Origin of the sequence: Streptomyces sp. NPDC059373 (genome assembly GCF_042751495.1) — a bacterium.
Classification (GTDB): domain Bacteria; phylum Actinomycetota; class Actinomycetes; order Streptomycetales; family Streptomycetaceae; genus Actinacidiphila.
In genome coordinates, this window is the sequence record NZ_JBHYXC010000017.1 from 1 (window position 1) to 18,996 (window position 18,996).

An 18,996-nucleotide genomic window follows, 5' to 3' on the forward strand; every position below is an offset into this window, starting at 1 on the left:
TCCACCAGCCCTACGGGCCGGACGGACGGGGCATCAACATATCTGGCGTTGACTTTTGGCACGCTGTTGAGTTCTCAAGGAACGGAAGCTTCCTTTGTGGCCGTTTCACGGGCCCCTCCGGGCTTTCCCTTCGTGTCTCCAGCTTAGCAGACCCGATTTCTCGTTTCCGCCACACTCTGGAGGGGGTTTGCTTTGGCGTTTCCGCCTCGGCGTGTTCACTACGTTAGCGGATTCCTTCGCGACTTGCGAATTCACTCGCCGGATTCCATGCCAATAGCATTCGACGCGCACGAAAATGCGCCCGAATCTTCGGGATGGAGTCGTTTGTAGTGGGTGGCCGCCAGCCGGAGGATCCGGACGAACCGGACGCACCGTCTCTAGCGGCTCGGGCTACGTTACGCACGAGGGGCGGCAGAGTCAAGCTCCGCCGCCCCCCAAACGTATGAAATCAGCCGATCAGCCAACTTCGATGGCGGCGAGGTTCTTCTTGCCCCGCCTCAGCACCAGCCACTTGCCGTGGAGGAGGTCGGAGGGAGCCGGGACGGCGTCCTCGCTGGTGACCTTGGCGTTGTTGATGTAGGCGCCGCCTTCCTTGATGGTGCGGCGGGCGGCGGACTTGCTGGCCACGAGCTCGACCTCGGTCAGGAGGTCGACGACGGGGGCGAGTTCGGAGACCTTGGCGTGGGGCAGTTCGCTGAGGGCAGCGGCCAGGGTGGCCTCGTCGAGGTCGGCGAGTTCGCCCTGGCCGAAAAGTGCCTTGGATGCGGCGATGACGGCGGCGGTCTGGTCGGCGCCGTGGACCAGCGTCGTCAGCTCTTCGGCGAGGGCGCGCTGGGCGGCGCGGGCCTGGGGGCGCTCGGCGGTGAGCTGCTCCAGCTCCTCGATCTCGTCGCGGGTCTTGAAGCTGAAGATACGGAGGAGGTTGGAGATGTCCCGGTCGTCGGAGTTGAGCCAGAACTGGTAGAAGGCGTACGGCGTGGTCATCTCGGGGTCGAGCCAGATGGACCCGCCCTCGGTCTTGCCGAACTTGGTGCCGTCCGCCTTGGTGATCAGCGGGGTGGCGAGGGCGTGGACGGACTGGCCCTCGACGCGGTGGATGAGGTCGATGCCCGCGGTGAGGTTGCCCCACTGATCGCTGCCACCGGTCTGCATGGTGCAGCCGTAGCGGCGGAAGAGCTCCAGGAAGTCCATGCCCTGGAGGATCTGGTAGCTGAACTCGGTGTAGCTGATGCCGGCGTCGGAGTTGAGGCGGCGGGCGACGGCTTCCTTGGCGATCATCTTGTTCACGCGGAAGTGCTTGCCGACGTCGCGCAGGAACTCGATGGCCGACAGGCCGGAGGTCCAGTCCAGGTTGTTGACCATGGTGGCGGCGTTTGGACCCTCGAAGGAGAGGAAGGGCTCGATCTGGTGCCGGATCCTCTCCACCCAGGCCGCGACGACCTCCGGGGCGTTGAGGGTCCGCTCGGCGCTGGGGCGCGGGTCGCCGATAAGGCCCGTGGCGCCGCCGACGAGGGCGAGCGGCCGGTTGCCGGCCTGCTGGAGGCGGCGGATGGTGAGGATCTGGACCAGGTTGCCGATGTGAAGACTCGGCGCGGTCGGGTCGAAGCCCACATAGACCGTGACGGGGCCGTCCGCGAACGCCTTGCGCAATGCGTCCTCGTCGGTGGAAACGGCGATCAGTCCGCGCCACCTCAGCTCGTCGACGATGTCCGTCACGGGTCTCGTGTCTCCTCGGGTTGTTACGTCTTGGGGGTCACTACAGCGTGTCCGAGGGTACGCGGTCGGGACTACTGCTTATTGCGGCGTCGGAGGGCATGGGCCCGGTACGGGCTGACCGTCGGGTCGCCGTCGATCCAGAAGCGCCACGGGTGGCCCGCGCCCTCGCCGCCGACGCCGGTGCGGGGGCCGGTGCGGATGGCGGAGGGGTCGGCCGGGGTGCCGGCCAGGACCTGGAAGAAGGCGTCGGCGGGGTCGGCGGGGCAGACGTCGGCACCGTTGAGGGCGCGGTCGACGTCGAGGGCGGTGGCGAGACGGGCCGGGCCCTGGGCGAGGTCGTGGGGGCGGCGGGATGTGGGGCGGTGCTTACGGGCGAGGTCGGCGCCCTCGGTGATCTCGCCGGCGCGCAGCAGGACTCCGCTGGGGTCGCTTTCGGGGCCGCAGACCAGATTGAGGCAGTGCCACATGCCGTACGTGAAGTAGACGTAGGCGTAGCCGGGTGGGCCGAACATCACGGCGTTGCGGTCGGAGCGGCCGCGGTAGGCGTGGGAGCCGGGGTCGTCGGGGCCGGCGTAGGCCTCGACCTCGGTGAGGCGCAGGGTGATGGGGCCGTGGGGGGTGCTCCGTACGAGGGTGCGCCCCAGGAGGTCGGGGGCGACCTCGAGGACCGGACGGTTGAAGAAGGCCCGGGCGATCGGGGTGCTTTCGGGAGCGGGGATCATGCGGTACGAGAGTAGTGGAACCGTTCTGGACGGGGTCGCGTTCGTTAAAGGGCGGGACAACCGTTCGTAAAGGGAGAGGGACAAACGTGGGGTTCAAGAAGCTGCTTGCGAGCTTGGGCGCCGGGGGCGCGTCTGTGGAGACCGTGCTCAACGAGCCGAACGTGGTGCCGGGCGGTGTCGTTCAGGGCGAGGTGCGGATCCAGGGCGGCTCGGTCGCGCAGCAGATCGAGGGCCTTTCGGTCGGCTTGCAGGCGCGGGTCGAGGTGGAGCGCGGGGACGAGGAGTACAAGCAGAACATCGAGTTCCACCGGCAGCAGCTGGGCGGGGCGTTCGAGGTGCAGCCGGGGGCGGTGCACACGGTGCCGTTCGGCCTTGAGATCCCGTGGGAGACGCCGATCACCCACTTCATCGGGCGGCACCTGACGGGGATGAACATCGGGGTGACGACGGAGCTGGCGATCGCCCGCGCTCTGGACTCGGGCGACCTGGATCCGGTCAACGTGCACCCGATCCCGGCGCAGCAGGCGATTCTCGACGCCTTCGGGCAGCTGGGCTTCTCCTTCCGGAGCGCGGACCTGGAGCGCGGGCACATCAAGCGGACGCGGCAGCGGCTGCCCTTCTACCAGGAGATCGAGTTCCACGCTCCGCAGCAGTACCGGGGGCTGAACCAGGTGGAGCTGACCTTCATCGCCGACGGCCACGAGATGGACGTCATCCTGGAGATGGACAAGAAGCCGGGGCTGTTCACCGAGGGGAGCGACACCTTCCGGTCGTTCACGGTGAATCTGAACGGCTTCCAGTCGACCGACTGGGCTGCGTATCTCAACCAGTGGCTGGCCGAGGTCGGCGGGAAGCGCAACTGGTTCTAAGGTCGGTCGGGTAAGGACTTCGCGCGATGCGATCAGGAGGTGCCGAGTGTCCGAGCTGAAGCGGCGGCCGCTCCCCCACGACTTCCACCCGCCGGTGCCGTCGTTCACGGTGGTGAGCGACGACGTCGAGCCGGGCGGAACGCTGAAGGCCGATCAGGTGTACTCGGAGGGCAACATCTCACCGCATCTGCGGTGGGAGGGGTTCCCGGCGGAGACGAAGAGCTTCGCGGTGACGTGCTACGACCCGGACGCGCCCACGGGCAGCGGGTTCTGGCACTGGGTGCTCTTCGACATCCCGGCGGACGTGACCGAGCTGCCCGCGGGTGCGGGATCAGGAGACTTGAAGGGGCTGCCCGAGGGTTCCGTACAGGTGCGGAACGACTACGGGAGCAAGGACTTCGGGGGTGCCGCGCCGCCGCCCGGTGACGGGTCGCACCGGTATGTCTTCACGGTCTACGCGGTGGACCAGGAGAAGCTCGGGCCTGATGCGGACGTGTCGCCGGCGGTTGTCGGCTTCAATCTGCGCTTCCATGCGATCGGGCGGGCTCAGCTGATCGGGGAGTTCGAGGACACCAGCGGTCAGTAGCCGGTTAATTGCGTTGCGCCCCGGCATCCCGGATCGCACAGTGGTGCCGTCGGCACCGCAGTCGCGGGGACGGCGGGGCGTTGCGCTGTGCGGTTCTCGCCGCGTGGACGCCGAGCTGTCCGCCGGAGCCCTGTCATCGCCGGGGTGTCCGCGTCGACCGCCGCGCTCCGGGCGCCCGATGCGAGTCACGGGGGAGGGCGCCCGGAGTGGCAGGCATTATCCTCCGATTTCTTCTCCGTTCACCCTGACGTGCGGAAATTACGTTGTCCGCGCGGGTAACGCCCGGTCACAGTGGGAAACACTTCGCCATGGGGCGGAGACGGACCTGAGGGGTGGGCGGTATGCGCGAGACGCTGGTGCTGAACGCGAGCTTCGAGCCGCTGTCGACGGTGTCGCTGCGGCGTGCGGTGGTGTTGGTCATGCGGGACAAGGCCGTGGTCGAGCAGGCGCACCCCGGGCTGCGGATCCGTGCGGCCGCGGTCGACATACCGGTGCCGCAGGTGATCCGGCTCTGCCGCTACGTACGGGTGCCGTTCCGACAACGGGCCTCGTGGTCGCGGCGCGGTGTACTGGTGCGTGACCAGCACCGGTGCGCGTACTGCGGTCGGAGGGCGACGACGGTGGACCATGTCGTACCGCGTTCGCGCGGCGGCGGGGACACCTGGCTGAACACGGTCGCGTCGTGCGCGGAGGACAACCACCGCAAGGCGGACCGTACGCCGGAGCAGGCGGGGATGCGGTTGCTGACGCAGCCGTTCGAGCCGACGCCGGCCGACACTTTGCTGCTGGCGCTGGGGATGAAGGACGGCGCGGCCGCGCTGCCGGAGTGGCTGGCGAGGCCGGCGTAACCGGTCAGCGGATGATCAGCTGGACGATCGCGACGATGCCGACCACGACGATCACCCCGCGCAGGGCCGTCGGCGGAAGCCGGCGGCCTATGCGCGCGCCGATGACTCCGCCGATGGCCGCGCCGGACGCGATGAGCAGGACTGCCGTCCAGTCGAAGTGGGCGACGAAGAGGAAGAAGACCGCGGCCACGCCGTTGACCAGCAGGGCGAGGACGTTCTTGACGGCGTTGATGCGCTGCAGGGTGTCGTTGAGGAGCAGGCCCATGAGGGAGAGGTAGAGGACTCCCTGGGCGGCGCCGAAGTAGCCGCCGTACGCGCTGGCGAGGAAGATGCCCGCGAAGAGCAGGGGGCCGCCGTATTCCTTCTGGCCGCGGTGTCCGGCCAGGGCGCGGGAAAGCCGGGGCTGGAGGACGACGAGGACGAGGGCGATCCCGATGAGGACGGGGACGATCGCGTCGAAGGCCGCGGAGGGCAGCGCCAGTAGCAGGATCGCGCCGGTGAGGCCGCCGGTGAGGGCGGTGAGGCCGAGGCGCAGGACGCGGGGGCGCTGGCCCTCGAGTTCGCGGCGGTAGCCGAAGGCGCCGGTGAGGGAACCGGGGACGAGGCCGAGGGTGTTGGAGACGTTGGCGGTGATCGGTGGCAGGCCGACGGCGAGCAGGACGGGGAAGGTGATCAGGGTGCCGGAACCGACGATGGTGTTGATGGTCCCGGCGCCGATGCCGGCCGCGAAGACGGCCGCCATTTCCCAGAGGGACAGGTGGGACATGTGCTTCTCCATGATCGGTGCGACGCCTCCCCGCCTGTGAGGTCGGGGGGCGCGCAGCGATCATGCCATGTCTCAGTCCTTGTCGAGGCGCGGGGTCTCGCGCCGCGTGCCGCCGTCCCCGTTGCCGCCACCGCCGCCCGCGCCGGGGGCGCCCGGGATGTTGACTATGCCGCCGAGGCCCTTGAGGGCGTCGTTGAGCTCGCTGGGGATGATCCAGAGCTTGTTGGCGTCGCCTGAGGCGATCTTCGGGAGCATCTGGAGGTACTGGTAGGCGAGCAGCTTCTGGTCCGGGTCGCCGGCGTGGATGGACTCGAAGACCGTACGGATGGCCTGGGCCTCGCCCTCGGCGCGCAGGGCTGCGGCCTTGGACTCACCTTCGGCGCGGAGGATGGCGGACTGCTTCTCGCCCTCGGCGGTGAGGATCTGCGACTGGCGGATACCTTCGGCGGTGAGGATCGCCGCGCGCTTGTCACGGTCGGCGCGCATCTGCTTCTCCATCGAGTCCTGGATGGAGGTGGGCGGCTCGATGGCCTTGAGCTCGACGCGGTTGACGCGGATGCCCCACTTGCCGGTGGCCTCGTCGAGGACGCCGCGCAGCGCCGCGTTGATCTCCTCGCGGGAGGTCAGCGTCCGCTCCAGGTCCATGCCACCGATGATGTTGCGGAGGGTGGTGACGGTGAGCTGCTCGATCGCCTGGATGTAGCTGGCGACTTCGTACGTCGCGGCGCGGGCGTCGGTGACCTGGTAGTAGATGACCGTGTCGATGTTCACGACCAGGTTGTCCTGGGTGATCACCGGCTGGGGCGGGAAGGGCACGACCTGCTCGCGGAGGTCGATGCGGTTGCGGATGGTGTCGATGAAGGGGACCACGATGTTGAGGCCCGCGCTCAAGGTCCTTGTGTAGCGGCCGAATCGCTCGACGATGGCCGCGCTGGCCTGCGGAATGACCTGGACCGTCTTGATGAGCGCGATGAAGACGAGCACCACCAGGATGATCAGGACGATGACGATCGGTGCCACGTCTACTCCCACGCCGTTTGCCTGCTGCTGCCTGTATTACGACATGATCAAGTCTGTCAGACCCGGGCCGGGCGGCGCTGGGGTTCGGCGAATTCCCGTTGGCCCCGTACGGCCAGGTCAGCTGTCAGATGACGACCGCTGTCGCGCCCTCGATCTCCGCGACGTCCACCTTCTCGCCGGGCTCGAAAATCCGGCCGGAGTCGAGAGATCGGGCGGACCAGGTCTCGCCGTTGAGCTTGATCCGGCCGCCGTTCTCGTCGACTCTTTCGAGGACGACGGCCTGGCGGCCCCTGAGTGCGTCGACGCCGCTGCGCAGTTCGGGGCGCTGTTTCGCGTTCCGGTTGGCGATGGGGCGTACGACGGCGATGAGTGCGACGGAGACGATGGCGAAGACCAGCACCTGCGCGGTGATTCCGCCGCCGAGGCCTGCGACGACGGCGGCGGCCACCGAGCCGACCGCGAACATCCCGAACTCGGGCATCGCGGTCACCACGAGGGGAATGCCGAGCCCTACTGCCGCGACGAGCCACCACAACCATGAGTCCACGCCCCCATCGTAGGGGCGTGGGGTGATCTGTGACAGAGCGCGAAGGCCCCGGCGTCGGGCGGGGGTTGGGCGGGGGTTGGGATCTAGCTGAGGGGCAGGCCGGTGGCGGTCCAGCGGTCGCCGTTGCGCTCGACGACGAGCGGGAGGCCGAAGCAGCGGGAGAGGTTGACGGAGCTGAGCTCGGTGTCGAGGGGTCCGGCGGCGACGACCTTGCCCTGACGGATCATCAGGACGTGGGTGAAGCCGGGGGCGATTTCCTCGACATGGTGGGTGACCATGATCATGGACGGGGCGATCGGGTCACGGGCGAGCCGGCCGAGGCGGCGGACCAGGTCCTCGCGGCCGCCGAGGTCGAGGCCGGCGGCGGGCTCGTCCAGGAGCAGCAGTTCGGGGTCGGTCATCATGGCGCGGGCGATGAGGGTGCGCTTGCGTTCGCCCTCGGAGAGGGTGCCGAACTTCCGGTCGAGGTAGTCGGACATGCCCAGCCGGTCGAGGAAGGCGCGGGCGCGGTCCTCGTCCACCTTCTCGTAGCTCTCCTGCCAGTGGGCGGTCATGCCGTACGCGGCGGTGAGGACGGTCTCCAGGACGGTCTGGCGGCGGGGCAGCTTCTCGGACATCGCGATGCCGGCCATGCCGATGCGGGGCCGCAGCTCGAACACGTCGACGCTGCCGAGCTTCTCGCCGAGGATCTGGACGGTGCCGGAGGTCGGGAAGAGATAGCTGGAGGCGACATTGAGGAGGGTTGTCTTGCCGGCGCCGTTGGGACCCAGGATCACCCAGCGCTCACCTTCGGCGACCGACCAGGAAACCTGGTCCACCAGAGCCCGGCCGTCGCGGACCACTGATACGTCCACCAGCTCCAGAACATCGCTCATGAGCGCGTTGTCTCCCATTGCAGTCGCAGTCTTGGCGTCGAGGCCCCCGAGGGAAAACCTACGCCACGCGGTGTCGGTGCCAGTCCTTAGGCTGGGGGGATGCTCGAGGAACCTCGCTCAGGACGGCTGACGGCGTGGGGGAATGCCCTGATTGCCGGACTTGCCGCACCAGATGACGTCGCCGATGAGGTAATCGCCGGCGATACGATCCACCGCGTTTCCGGATTGCCGGGTGAGCCGGCCCCGGTCGGCCTCACGCTGGGGCTCGGCCGGCTGCGCGCCCTGGGGGTGACGGGGCTGCGGCTCGCGCTGCCGGTGCCGGGGCATCCGCTGGGGCTCAGCGGGCCGCCGGACTTCAATGCCCGGGCGCTCGCGGCGGGTGAGGCGGTCGTCGCGGTCGGGGGGCCGCCGCTCGGTCTCGTACCGGAAGTGAGGGAGGCCGGGCCCCGGGGCGATGTGCATGTCGAGGTGGAGTGGCAGTGTCTGGAGGTCCGGCAAGGGCCGCCCGCGGACGTGCCGTCGCTGGGCGAGGCGGAGCGGGAGCTGGCGGAGGCGCTGCGGGAGGCCACAGCGGCGCTCACGAAGCTGGATGTCGCGGGGTCGGGTCCGGCCGCGCAGGCGGCGCTGGACGCCTACCGGGCGCGGGCCGAGCGGGGGCGCGAGGTGCTGGCGCCGGGGTATCCGCCGCGGGCGGCGCGGGTGCTGGAGCTGGCGCAGCGGGTGGCGGCGCTGGTGGCGATCGCGACCGGCGAGCACGGGGGGGCGGTGAGCGCCTCGGAGATCGCGGCGCGGGCCGGGCTACTGCGGCCGGTGGAGCGTACGGCTCGGAGGGCGCAGGTGGCGGCGTACAACGCGTATGTGGAGGAGACGGAGCGTCGGCAGGGCTGAGGCCGCCGTCCTGGTACGGAGGTCCTGAGGAGGTCCTGAACAGAGCGGAAGGCCCCGCGGACGTCGTTGTCCGCGGGGCCTTCCGCTCTGCGTCACTTGTTGATGCAGACATTCCCGATGGCCGGGTTGACGAGGCCGACGAGGTTGATCGAGTTGCCGCACAGGTTGACCGGGATGTGCACGGGCACCTGGATGACGTTGCCCGAGAGCACGCCGGGGGACTTGGCGGCGATGGCGCCGGCGTTCGCGTCGGCGAGCGCGGTGCCTGCTCCGGCACCGGCGACCATCCCGGCGGCGGCGATGGCGAAAGCTGCCTTGGTGGCAGTGCTCATGGAAGCGTTCCTCCTGCTGTTGTACGGCCCCGAATGTGGGGCCACGCCTGAGGAACGCGGGGCCCGGTCGGATGAAACGGGCCTGGGCCCGGAACCCCCCAAACGGCCGAAAGTAAAGGACCGGCCCCGGAGGCGAGGCCTCCGGGGCCGGTGGTCACAGCTGTGCCTGGCGCAGGCGCCGGGTCACTTGTTGACGCAGAAGTTCCCGGTCGACGGGTTGAGGAGGCCGATCACGCTCACGGTGTTGCCGCAGACGTTGACCGGGACGTGCACGGGCACCTGGATCAGGTTGCCCGAGACGACTCCCGGTGAGTTCTTCGCCAGACCGCCGGCGTGCGCACCGCCGCTGGTGGCGGAGGCAGCTCCGGCTCCGGCCAGGGCGAGGCCTCCGGCGACCATGGTGACGGCGGCGACCTTGTGCAGGTTCTTCACTTCGTTGACCCTTCCTTGCATGTGGCACTGCGGCGAGTCGCCGCAGCACGCCATGGAGAACGGCCGAGGGTCGATGAGGTTGCGCCATTCGGGGGACATACACCCGACGGTATGAATCTCAGCCCGGAGGACGACGTTCCGGTTGGACGCCTACCGGACGCCGGTCAGATGCCGATCCCGTGCCGTACGGCCCAGAGGGCGGCCTGGGTGCGGTCGGAGAGGTCGAGCTTCATCAGGATGTTCGATACGTGGGTCTTGACGGTCTTCTCGGACAGCACCAGGGCACGGGCGATCTCGCGGTTGGAGCGGCCGTCGGCGATCAGGGTGAGGACTTCGCGCTCGCGCTCGGTGAGCGTGGTGCCCCGGCCCGTGCCGCCGCCGGCCTCCTCCTGGGACAACAGTGCGTCGGCGACCTCCGGCTGGAGCAGGACGTGGCCGGCGTGCACGGAGCGGATGGCACCGGCGAGGGCGTCGGGGTCCACGTCCTTGTAGACGTAGCCGGCGGCGCCGGCCCGCAGGGCGGGGACCACGGTGCGCTGTTCGGTGAAGCTGGTGACCACCAGGACACGGGCCTGGCTGCCCTCCTCGCGGAGCCTGCGCAGCGCGGTGATGCCGTCGGTGCCGGGCATCTTGACGTCCATCAGGATCACGTCGGGGCTCAGTTCCTGGGCGCGCAGCACTCCTTCGTCTCCGTCGCCGGCCTCGCCGACGACCTCGATGTCGGGCTGCACTTCCAGGAACGTACGCAGGCCGCGCCTGACCACCTGGTGGTCGTCGACCAGCAGGACGCGGATGGCGTCAGCCACCGGGCACCTCCATCTCGATCACGGTGCCCTTGCCGGGCGCCGACTGCACAGTCAGGGTGCCGCCGACGCCGCTCGCCCGGTCCCGCATGGAGACCAGGCCGAGGTGGCGACCGGCGGCGCGCACCACCGACGGGTCGAAGCCGCACCCGTCGTCGGTGACGGTGAGCAACGCGCCCTTGGCGCGGCCTTCCAGGCGGACGGTCACGGCGGACGCGCCGGAGTGCCGCAGCGCGTTGTGCAGCGCCTCCTGGGCGACGCGCAGCACGGCCTCCTCCTGGGCGGCCGGCAGGGCCCGCAGCCGGGCGGTGGTGAACTCGACGCTCGCCGTGTGTGCGCGGCCGAGCACCTGCACCTCGCTGCGCAGCGCGGCGACGAGGCCGTCCTCGTCCAGGGCGGCGGGCCTCATCTCGACGACGACGGCGCGCAGTTCGTCGGCGGCCTCGGCCGCGAGGGCGGCCACCTGCCGTAGCTCGTCCTTGGCACGGCCGGGGTCGCGGTCGACGAGGGCGGCGGCGGCCTGGGCGGTGAGCCGCAGCGAGAAGAGCTTCTGCGATACGGCGTCGTGCAGTTCGTGGGCGATACGGGCCCGCTCCCCCACCAGCGTCAGCTCGCGGCTGCGTTCGTAGAGCCGGGCGTTGACCAGCGCGATGGCGGCGTGCGCGGCGAGGATGCGCAGCAGCGCCTCGTCCTCCTCGGTGAAGCCGCACACGTCGACGGGCGTGGGGCACCTCTTGTTGGCGAGGAAGAGCGCGGCGAGCACCTCGTCGCCGTCGACGACGGGCATGCCGATGAAGTCGGTCATGTCGGGGTGGGCCCTGGGCCAGCCGTCGAAGCTGGGGTGCTTGCGTACGTCGGGCAGCCGCTGGGTGGTGGCCTCGCTGAGCATGAGCGCGAGGATGCCGTGCTGGCGGGGCAGCGGGCCGATCGCCTTCCACTGCTCGTCGCTGATGCCGTCGACCACGAACTGGGCGAAGCCTCCGTGGTCGTCGGGCACCCCGAGCGCGGCGTACTCGGCGTCGAGCAGTTCGCGGGCGGAGCCGACGATGGTCTGCAGGACCTCGCGGACCTCCAGGTGCCTGCTCATGGCGAGGACCGCGGCGCTGACCGCTTCGATGCCGCGTCGGGACGCGTGGCTGGACATGTGTTCACCGTACCGGCGGGCGGGGCCCCGGGGATCGGCCGCTCGGCGGGTGGGCGGGGGTCCGGAGACCTAGGGCGAAGTGCCCCCGTCGGGTGCTGCGGGCGGCCGAGGCGCTGGGGGTGCCCGCGTTCCTACGGTGAGGGCAGTCGTCCGGCACGGGGCCGGTCGGCGGCATTGGAGGACTGAACCATGCCGGTAGCGATCATCACTGGGGCATCACGGGGACTGGGGCGGGCGCTGGCGACGGCGCTGGCGGCGCGCGGCTGGGACCTGGTGATCGACGGACGGTCGGCGGACGCGCTGAAGGCCGCGGCGGCCGAGCTGGAGGGTCTGGAAGGTGCGGCGGGGGTGACGGCGGTGCCGGGCGATGTCACCGAGCCCGCGCACCGGGTCGAGCTGGTGGCGGCCGCGTGGGAGTTCGGCGGCCTCGACCTGCTGGTCAACAACGCGAGCGCGCTGGGCGCCGAGCCGCTGGTGGCACTTGCCCAGCTGCCGCTGGCCGGCCTGCGGGCGGCACTGGAGACCAATGTCGTGGCTCCGCTGGCGCTGGTGCAGGAGGCGCTGCCGCTGCTGCGGTCGGGTTCGGGGACCGTACTCAACGTGAGCTCGGACGCTGCCGTGGAGGCGTACGAGACCTGGGGCGGCTACGGGGCGACCAAGGCCGCCCTCGATCAGCTGTCGGCGGTGCTCGCGGTGGAGGAGCCGGGGCTGGCCGTGTGGGCGGTGGACCCGGGCGACCTGCGTACGGAGCTGTACGCGGCGGCCGTACCGGACGACCCGGACTTCGCGGACCGGGCCTCGCCGGAGTCGGTGGTGCCGGCGCTGCTGGGGCTGCTCGACGAGGGCGCGGGCAGCGGCCGCTACTCCGCCCCGGCGCTGCTGGAGGGGGCGCGATGACGGTGATGGAGGGGCTTCGGGTGCCGCCCGAGTTGTCGGCCCGGGTACCTGCGGAGAAGCGCGGCGGCGGGCGGGACGCGGTGCGGCTGCTGGTCGGGCGCAGAGCCGCCGGGAAGGTTTCGCACCACGGCTTCGGTGAGCTGCCGTGCCTGCTGCGGGCCGGCGACGTCCTGGTGGTGAACACGTCGCGGACGCTCCCTGCGGCGGTGGACGGGCGGCTCGGGGAGAAGCCGGTGGTCGTGCACTTCTCGACCCGGCAGGACGACGGGCGGTGGGCGGTCGAGCTGCGTACGCCGGACGCGCGGGGTACGACCCTGCCCCGGGCGGGCGGTCCCGCCGGGGTCGTCGTGGCTCTGCCGGGCGGGGAGCGCCTGACGCTGCTGGCGCCGCTCTCGGCGCGGGGGGAGCGGCTGTGGCTGGCGGCGGTGTCGGTGGCCGACGTGGCGGCGTACCTGGGGCGCTACGGGCGGGCCATCCGGTACGGCTACACGGAGCGGGACCAGCCGCTCGCGGCGTACCAGACGGTCTTCTCCGTGCCGTCGGCCGATGGTCTGGGCTCGGCGGAGATGCCGAGCGCGGGGCGGCCCTTCACGGCGGGGCTGGTGACGGAGCTGGTGAGCCGGGGGGTGCAGATCGCGCCGATCGTGCTGCATACCGGCGTCGCCTCGGCGGAGGCCCACGAGCCGCCGTACCCGGAGCGCTTCGCCGTACCGGCCAGCACCGCGTGGCTGGTGAACGCGGCCCGGGCGGGCGGCGGGCGGGTGGTGGCGGTCGGTACGACGGCGGTGCGGGCCCTGGAGTCGGCGACCTCGGGCCGGGGGCGGGTCCGGGCGGCGGAGGGCTGGACGGACCTGGTGATCACCCCGGAGCGCGGCGTGCGGGCCGTGGACGGTCTGCTGACCGGGCTGCACGACCCCGAGGCGTCCCACCTGCTGATGCTGGAGGCGGTGGCGGGTGGTGCGCTGCTCGAGTGGGTGTACGGGGCGGCTGTGGCCGGGGGCTACCTGTGGCACGAGTTCGGGGACGTGAACCTGCTGCTGCCGTAAAGGGCCTCTCAAATCGGCCACAGAGCGTGTCTCCGGTGTCGCAGTGCGCGATGCCGGAGGCACCCCCATGTGAAGCGCCTCATGGGACGCAGATCACTTACTAACGGGATTAGTAGCTTCACAGCCCCCTTACATGCCCAGGTGGGAGGCCATCGGCGGGAGTCTGGTTTAGGGGGCAACTACGGCGTTCGGTAGTAATGGGCATCTTTGCCAGGGGATTTTCCCGCCGCTAACAATGTCGGGGTCGCTCCGCGCCGCGTTCGACACGCGGCGCTTCTCTTTGCCTGACGGCAGCGCCCAAGGGCAGAGCGGAGCACCGCGCGAATGGAAGAGGTAACTCCCCCATGAACGTCCCCACGATCCCGATGCTCAACCGTCTGACCAAGGTCCACAAGTACTCCGCCGCCGGCGTTGCCGCGGCAGGTGCCGGTGTCCTGGCCATCACCGGCGTATCCGGGACGGCCGGGACGGCCGTGGCTGCCCAGCAGGTCGCCGACTGGACCCCCGCGTCGAACGTTCAGCAGCAGAGCATCGCCGGCCAGGCCGGCAGCCAGGCCGTCGCCGCGAAGAAGAAGGCCGTGGCCGACGCCGCCGCCGCTGCCAAGAAGAAGGCCGCTGCCGCCGCTGCCGCCAAGAAGAAGCACGAGGCCGCCGTCGCCGCTGCCTCCAAGCGCAAGGCCCAGGCTGCCGCCGCGAGCCGCAGCCAGGTCCGCAAGGCGATCACCAAGTCGCCGGCCCGCGCGGTCGTGAGCGGTACGCCGCAGCAGATAGCCGCGTCGATGATGAGCGCGTCGCAGTTCCAGTGCTTCTCGAACATCGTCAGCCACGAGAGCAGCTGGAATCCCTCGGCGACCAACGGTTCCTCGGGCGCGTACGGCCTCGTCCAGGCGCTGCCGGGCTCCAAGATGGCCTCCGCCGGCGCCGACTGGCGCACCAACCCGGCCACCCAGATCAAGTGGGGCCTGAGCTACATGAACGGCCGCTACGGCAGCCCCTGTGGCGCCTGGTCCTTCTGGCAGGCCCACAGCTGGTACTGAGCCGACCGGCTCGGCCTGCTGACGCTCGTACGAAGGGCGGCGGTTTCCCTCACCGGGAAGCCGCCGCCCTTCGGCGTCGCGCAGCGGTCACTACTTGCGCATGACCTCGGGCTCATGGCGGCGCAGCAGCCTCAGCACCAGGACGCCGCAGACGGCGCCGATCAGGAGCAGGACCGTCATGTTGACGCCCCACTGCCCCGCCGTGGCCGCCCACATCGGGTCGGTGTTGTTGGGGTTCTGGCCGTCCCAGGGCGGCATGACGTGGCCGAGGTCCAGCGTGGAGCCGGCCGCCGCCACCGCCCAGCGGGAGGGCATCAGCCAGGCGAGTTGCTCGACACCGACCGTGCCGTAGATCTGGAAGAGCACGCCGGTGAAGACGACCTGGACTATGGCGAACATGACCAGCAGCGGCATGGTCTTCTCGGCGGTCTTGACCAGGGACGAGATGACCAGGCCGAACATCATCGAGGTGAAGCCGAGCCCCATGATCGGCAGGGCGAGCTCGACGGCGGGCAGGCTGTGCAGGACGACACCGGTGGGCGGGAGCTCGCGGCGGCTGAATCCGATCGCGCAGATGATGACGCCCTGGAGGGCGGTGATCAGGCCGAGCACGACCACCTTGGACATGAGGTAGGCCGAGCGGGACAGGCCGGTGGCCCGTTCGCGCTCGTAGATGACCCGTTCCTTGATCAGCTCGCGGACCGAGTTCGCCGCCCCGGCGAAGCAGGCGCCGACCGCGAGGATCAGCATGATGGTGCCGGCGTTGCTGTTGAACCTGCCCTTCGGCGGCGGGGCCAGCCCGAACTCGGTGGGGATGACGATGCTCACCACGCCCAGCACGGCGGGCAGGATGATCATCAGACCTATGAAGCCCTTGTCCGAGGCGATCACCGAGAGATACCGGCGCACCAGCGTGACGAACTGCGACCCCCAGCTCTGCGGCTTGGGCGGTCGGCCGGCCCGCTGCGGGACGACCGGCGCGGACATGGGGGCAGCGGCGTCGAGGTCCGCTGCGTACATCTGGTAGTGCTGCGAGCCCTTCCAGCGGCCCGCCCAGTCGTAGTCGCGGTAGTTCTCGAAGGCGGAGAAGACGTCGGCCCAGGTGTCGTAGCCGAAGAAGTTCAGCGCCTCCTCGGGCGGGCCGAAGTACGCGACCGCGCCGCCCGGGGCCATCACCAGGAGCTTGTCGCACAGCGCCAGCTCGGCCACCGAGTGGGTGACCACCAGGACCGTACGGCCGTCGTCGGCGAGGCCGCGCAGCAGCTTCATGACGTCCCGGTCCATGCCCGGGTCGAGGCCGGAGGTGGGCTCGTCCAGGAAGATCAGGGACGGCTTGGTGAGCAGCTCCAGGGCGACGGAGACGCGCTTGCGCTGGCCGCCCGAGAGGGAGGTGACGCGCTTGTCGGCGTGGATGTCGAGCTTGAGCTCGCGCAGCACCTCGTCGATACGGGACTCGCGCTCGGCGGACTTGGTGTCGCCGGGGAAGCGGAGCTTGGCCGCATAGCGCAGGGCGGTGCGGACCGACAGCTCCTTGTGCAGGATGTCGTCCTGCGGGACCAGGCCGATGCGCTGGCGCAGCTCCGCGAACTGCTTGTAGAGGTTGCGGTTGTCGTACAGCACGTCGCCCGCGTCGGCGGGGCGGTAGCCGGTCAGGGCGCGCAGCAGGGTGGACTTGCCGGAGCCGGACGGGCCGATGACCGCGACCAGCGACTTCTCGGGGACGCCGAAGGAGACGTCGTTGAGGATGGTCTTGGTGGTGTTGCCCTGCGGCACGCGCACGGTGAGGCGGCGGGCCGAGAAGGAGACCTCGCCGGTGTCGACGAACTCCTCCAGCCGGTTGCCGACCAGCCGGAAGGTGGAGTGGCCGACGCCCACGATGTCGTCGGCGTCGAGCAGATGACGCTGGACCGGCTGGCCGTTGACGTAGGTGCCGTTGTGGCTGCCCAGGTCGACGATCTCGTAGCGGCCGTCGGGGTGCGCGCGGAATTCCGCGTGGTGGCGGGAGACCTGCAGGTCGGAGACGACCAGCTCGTTCTCCAGCGCACGGCCGATGCGCATGACGTGGCCGAGGGCGAGCTGGTGGAAGGTGGTGGGGCTGCGCTCGCCGTAGACCGGCGGTGCGCCGGCGCCGCCGGCCGCGCCGGTCGACGCGGGCGCCTGCTGGGGCTGTTGGGCCTGGGGCCGGCCGCCCCAACCGCCGGACTGCGGCGGTACGGACTGCTGCGCAGGCGGTGCGCCCCAGGCCGGGGCCGGGGCCTGCTGGGCGGCGACGGCCGGCTGGGCCGCCGCGTATCCGGCCGGCTGCGCCGCGGGTCGCGCCTGCGGCGGCTGGGCGAGCGCGGTCTCGGCGCTGTAGAGGTCGGCGCCGGCCTGCTGCCGTACGCCGGTGAAGTTGAGCCGCGGGCCGTCGGTGGCATTGCCGAGGCTGACCGCGGAGCCCGGGCCGACCTCGACGGCCTGCGCCGCCCGCTGCCCCTGTACGAAGGTGCCGTTGGTGCTCCCGAGGTCCTCGAAGAGCCAACCGGTGCCGCCCCAGCGGATGGTGGCGTGCCGCCAGGAGACCCTGGCGTCCTCGAAGACGATGTCAGCCTGCGGATCTCGGCCGAGGCTGTATGACCTGGATGGATCGAGCGTCCAGGTCTGTCCGTTCAATTCCAGTACGAGTTCAGGCACCCCAAGCCCCACAAAGTCGTCCCCCGAGTCATCCCCGCTGAGGGGAGTCTAGGGATTGCCAACAGCGGGAGGAACTATTCCAGGCGGTCTCTTCGTACCGGAACCCGCCGAGGACGAACTTCGCGAACTACGCGGTGGAGGCGGCGTTGACGGCGGAGAAACACCACCGGAGAGTGGTAACCACACGCGTAACGGTCCTGATCATGACCGATCGGGACAACCGCACCTCGGGGGGCCGGGATGAGCGCGCAAACCTCCACACCACATTCACCTGCGATTTCTTGGGGTGGAGTGCTGTTTTCCGCGATAGCGGCGGTGAGTTGGGGCTTTCTGGCGATGGCCGGCACCGCCGCCCTCGGCCTGCATCTGCTCGGCGCGGACACGGCGGGGTCGCTGGGTCCGATGACCGCGGCGGTGGTGGCGATGGCCGTGGGGGGCCGGGTCAGCCCGTCCGGCGACGTCTCGGTGTTCGGGCTGGGCGGGGCCGGGGCGCAGGCGGCCATCGACATCGTGCCGTTGGGGGTCGGGCTGGTCGGGGCGTTGCCCTTGGGGTGGGTCTTTCTGCGGTCGCTGCGTGGGGCGGGCGCGGAGATCCCGGGCAGCCAGTTGGCCGCGCGGGCAGGGGCGGTGGTGGTGCTGTTCGTCGCGCTGCTCGGCGGCCTCGCCTGGGCGGGGCAGGACACCATCGCCATTGACGGGGCGTCGGTCACGGGCGGCGGTGGCACGAGCGGCGGCGGCGGACTGCTCGACCAGCTGCAGAACGGGCTGGGGGACGCGATCGGCACCAAGACCTCGGTGGGCTTCCACGTCGACACCGTCCGCTCGCTGCTCGGGGGCCTCGGCTGGGTGCTGGGGGTGCTGGTGATCGCGCTGCTGGTGTCCCGCCGTACGCCGCTGCCGCACGGGCTGACGGCGCTGCACCGGGTGGTCCGGCCGGCGGCGTCGGCGCTCTACGGGGTGCTGCTGCTCGCGGTGGCGGCCGGTTTCGCGGCGGCGGGCTATGCGGCCCTCACCGACGACCACCCCGGCCGGATCATGGGGGCCGCGCTGCTGGGCGCCCCCAACGGGGTGTGGCTCGCGGTGCCGCTGGGGCTGTTCGTACGGTGGACGGGCACCGCGACCGGTGAGCTGGCGCAGGCGCTGCCGGATCCGCTGAACCGGTTGCTGTCCGGGAAGGCCGGCCAACCCATCACCCCCGGGCGGCTGGCCGAGCTGGACCACAGGGCGTGGCTGCTCACGGTGGCGGCGGCGGTCATGCTGCTGGCGGCCGGGGTGCTGGCCGCCGCCCGCACCCCGCGGTGGGGGACCACCGGGGCCGGTTACGCCGGGCGGTGCGCGCTGCGGCTGGCGGTGGTCACGGCGGCCGCCTTCCCGCTGCTGGTGTGGCTGACCGGGGTGTCGGTCGACGCCAACCTGTCGGTCTTCGGTTTCAACGCCGTCGGTGCCGGGCTCGCCCTGCACGGCAGCCTGCCGCCGGCGCTGCTTCTCGGTGCCGCCTGGGGCGGGGCGGCGGGCGGCGTGGGGGCGCTGCTGGCGCTGGCCACGGGGGCGGCGGGGCGGCGGGCGGCGCCGTATGCGCGGGGGCCGGGGCCGGGGCGGGGGCCGGAGCGGGGGCCGGAGCGGGGGCGGGGGCCGGTGGAGGCTGTCGGCGGTGACTCGTCGCGTACGTATCCGGGCATCGCGTACCAGCCGGGGCCTTACATCCCGAGCCCGGTCTACCGGCCGGGCGAGGACGAGCCCAATCCGTACAAGGAACAGCCGCCGACCCCGGGCTGACCTGGGCTGTCCGCCACCC

General features: G+C 70.8%; 18 protein-coding genes and 1 pseudogene. 8 read left to right on the forward strand and 11 right to left on the reverse strand.

The window, feature by feature from the left end; translation table 11 throughout:
* Window positions 1-456 precede the first annotated feature (456 nt).
* Window positions 457-1,716, reverse strand: coding sequence for a tyrosine--tRNA ligase (gene tyrS / locus ACFXJ5_RS22445; protein WP_384633724.1), 1,260 nt, complete (start codon window positions 1,714-1,716; stop codon window positions 457-459).
* A gap of 71 nt (window positions 1,717-1,787) precedes the next feature.
* Window positions 1,788-2,438 (reverse strand): DNA-3-methyladenine glycosylase, encoded by a 651-nt coding sequence (locus ACFXJ5_RS22450; RefSeq protein ID WP_384633727.1) that lies wholly within the window; start codon window positions 2,436-2,438, stop codon window positions 1,788-1,790.
* Window positions 2,439-2,524: 86 nt separating this feature from the next.
* On the opposite strand from ACFXJ5_RS22450, the gene ACFXJ5_RS22455 reads away from it, so the two are divergent.
* From ACFXJ5_RS22455 to ACFXJ5_RS22465, 3 genes are all read left to right on the forward strand, one after another.
* On the forward strand, window positions 2,525-3,307 hold the full coding sequence (locus ACFXJ5_RS22455) for a sporulation protein (RefSeq protein WP_384633730.1): 783 nt from the start codon (window positions 2,525-2,527) through the stop codon (window positions 3,305-3,307).
* 46 nt (window positions 3,308-3,353) lie between these two features.
* On the forward strand, window positions 3,354-3,893 hold the full coding sequence (locus ACFXJ5_RS22460) for a YbhB/YbcL family Raf kinase inhibitor-like protein (protein WP_384633733.1): 540 nt from the start codon (window positions 3,354-3,356) through the stop codon (window positions 3,891-3,893).
* Between the two features lie 341 nt (window positions 3,894-4,234).
* A complete protein-coding gene (locus ACFXJ5_RS22465) occupies window positions 4,235-4,741 on the forward strand; it encodes an HNH endonuclease (protein ID WP_127354360.1) in 507 nt (168 codons plus the stop codon).
* 4 nt (window positions 4,742-4,745) lie between these two features.
* Here ACFXJ5_RS22465 and ACFXJ5_RS22470 read toward each other — a convergent pair whose 3' ends face one another.
* The 4 genes and pseudogenes from ACFXJ5_RS22470 to ACFXJ5_RS22485 all read right to left on the reverse strand — a co-directional run.
* On the reverse strand, window positions 4,746-5,507 hold the full coding sequence (locus ACFXJ5_RS22470) for a sulfite exporter TauE/SafE family protein (protein ID WP_384633736.1): 762 nt from the start codon (window positions 5,505-5,507) through the stop codon (window positions 4,746-4,748).
* 72 nt (window positions 5,508-5,579) lie between these two features.
* Entirely contained in the window at window positions 5,580-6,527 is a 948-nt protein-coding gene (locus tag ACFXJ5_RS22475; protein WP_384633739.1) for an SPFH domain-containing protein, read from the reverse strand.
* Between the two features lie 124 nt (window positions 6,528-6,651).
* Window positions 6,652-7,074, reverse strand: a complete 423-nt coding sequence (locus ACFXJ5_RS22480; protein WP_384633742.1) for an NfeD family protein — start codon at window positions 7,072-7,074, stop codon at window positions 6,652-6,654.
* 350 nt (window positions 7,075-7,424) lie between these two features.
* A pseudogene (locus ACFXJ5_RS22485) lies at window positions 7,425-7,967 on the reverse strand (ABC transporter ATP-binding protein); the annotation flags it as partial.
* 81 nt (window positions 7,968-8,048) lie between these two features.
* On the opposite strand from ACFXJ5_RS22485, the gene ACFXJ5_RS22490 reads away from it, so the two are divergent.
* Complete coding sequence (locus tag ACFXJ5_RS22490) at window positions 8,049-8,837, forward strand: hypothetical protein (protein ID WP_384633748.1); 789 nt, start codon at window positions 8,049-8,051, stop codon at window positions 8,835-8,837.
* Between the two features lie 92 nt (window positions 8,838-8,929).
* Here ACFXJ5_RS22490 and ACFXJ5_RS22495 read toward each other — a convergent pair whose 3' ends face one another.
* The 4 genes from ACFXJ5_RS22495 to ACFXJ5_RS22510 form a co-directional block, all read right to left on the reverse strand.
* Window positions 8,930-9,169: a chaplin gene (locus tag ACFXJ5_RS22495; protein ID WP_384633751.1), complete on the reverse strand. Its 240-nt coding sequence runs from the start codon at window positions 9,167-9,169 to the stop codon at window positions 8,930-8,932.
* 183 nt (window positions 9,170-9,352) lie between these two features.
* Window positions 9,353-9,601, reverse strand: a complete 249-nt coding sequence (locus ACFXJ5_RS22500) for a chaplin (protein WP_384634113.1) — start codon at window positions 9,599-9,601, stop codon at window positions 9,353-9,355.
* Window positions 9,602-9,765: 164 nt separating this feature from the next.
* Entirely contained in the window at window positions 9,766-10,407 is a 642-nt protein-coding gene (locus tag ACFXJ5_RS22505) for a response regulator (RefSeq protein ID WP_384633754.1), read from the reverse strand.
* Entirely contained in the window at window positions 10,400-11,548 is a 1,149-nt protein-coding gene (locus ACFXJ5_RS22510) for a GAF domain-containing sensor histidine kinase (protein ID WP_384633757.1), read from the reverse strand. The genes ACFXJ5_RS22505 and ACFXJ5_RS22510 overlap by 8 nt, the downstream gene beginning before the upstream one ends.
* Before the next feature lie 189 nt (window positions 11,549-11,737).
* Here ACFXJ5_RS22510 and ACFXJ5_RS22515 point away from each other — a divergent pair, with 189 nt between their 5' ends.
* The 3 genes from ACFXJ5_RS22515 (at window position 11,738) to ACFXJ5_RS22525 (ending at window position 14,528) form a co-directional block, all read left to right on the forward strand.
* Window positions 11,738-12,445, forward strand: coding sequence for an SDR family NAD(P)-dependent oxidoreductase (locus ACFXJ5_RS22515; RefSeq protein WP_384633760.1), 708 nt, complete (start codon window positions 11,738-11,740; stop codon window positions 12,443-12,445).
* Window positions 12,442-13,491 (forward strand): S-adenosylmethionine:tRNA ribosyltransferase-isomerase, encoded by a 1,050-nt coding sequence (locus ACFXJ5_RS22520; RefSeq protein WP_384633763.1) that lies wholly within the window; start codon window positions 12,442-12,444, stop codon window positions 13,489-13,491. Before ACFXJ5_RS22515 ends, ACFXJ5_RS22520 begins: the two co-directional genes overlap by 4 nt.
* A gap of 344 nt (window positions 13,492-13,835) precedes the next feature.
* Entirely contained in the window at window positions 13,836-14,528 is a 693-nt protein-coding gene (locus tag ACFXJ5_RS22525; RefSeq protein ID WP_384633766.1) for an aggregation-promoting factor C-terminal-like domain-containing protein, read from the forward strand.
* 90 nt (window positions 14,529-14,618) lie between these two features.
* Here ACFXJ5_RS22525 and ACFXJ5_RS22530 read toward each other — a convergent pair whose 3' ends face one another.
* Window positions 14,619-17,201, reverse strand: coding sequence for an FHA domain-containing protein (locus ACFXJ5_RS22530; protein ID WP_384633770.1), 2,583 nt, complete (start codon window positions 17,199-17,201; stop codon window positions 14,619-14,621).
* Window positions 17,202-17,492: 291 nt separating this feature from the next.
* Here ACFXJ5_RS22530 and ACFXJ5_RS22535 point away from each other — a divergent pair, with 291 nt between their 5' ends.
* Complete coding sequence (locus ACFXJ5_RS22535) at window positions 17,493-18,977, forward strand: streptophobe family protein (protein WP_384633773.1); 1,485 nt, start codon at window positions 17,493-17,495, stop codon at window positions 18,975-18,977.
* The last annotated feature ends 19 nt before the right edge of the window (window positions 18,978-18,996 follow it).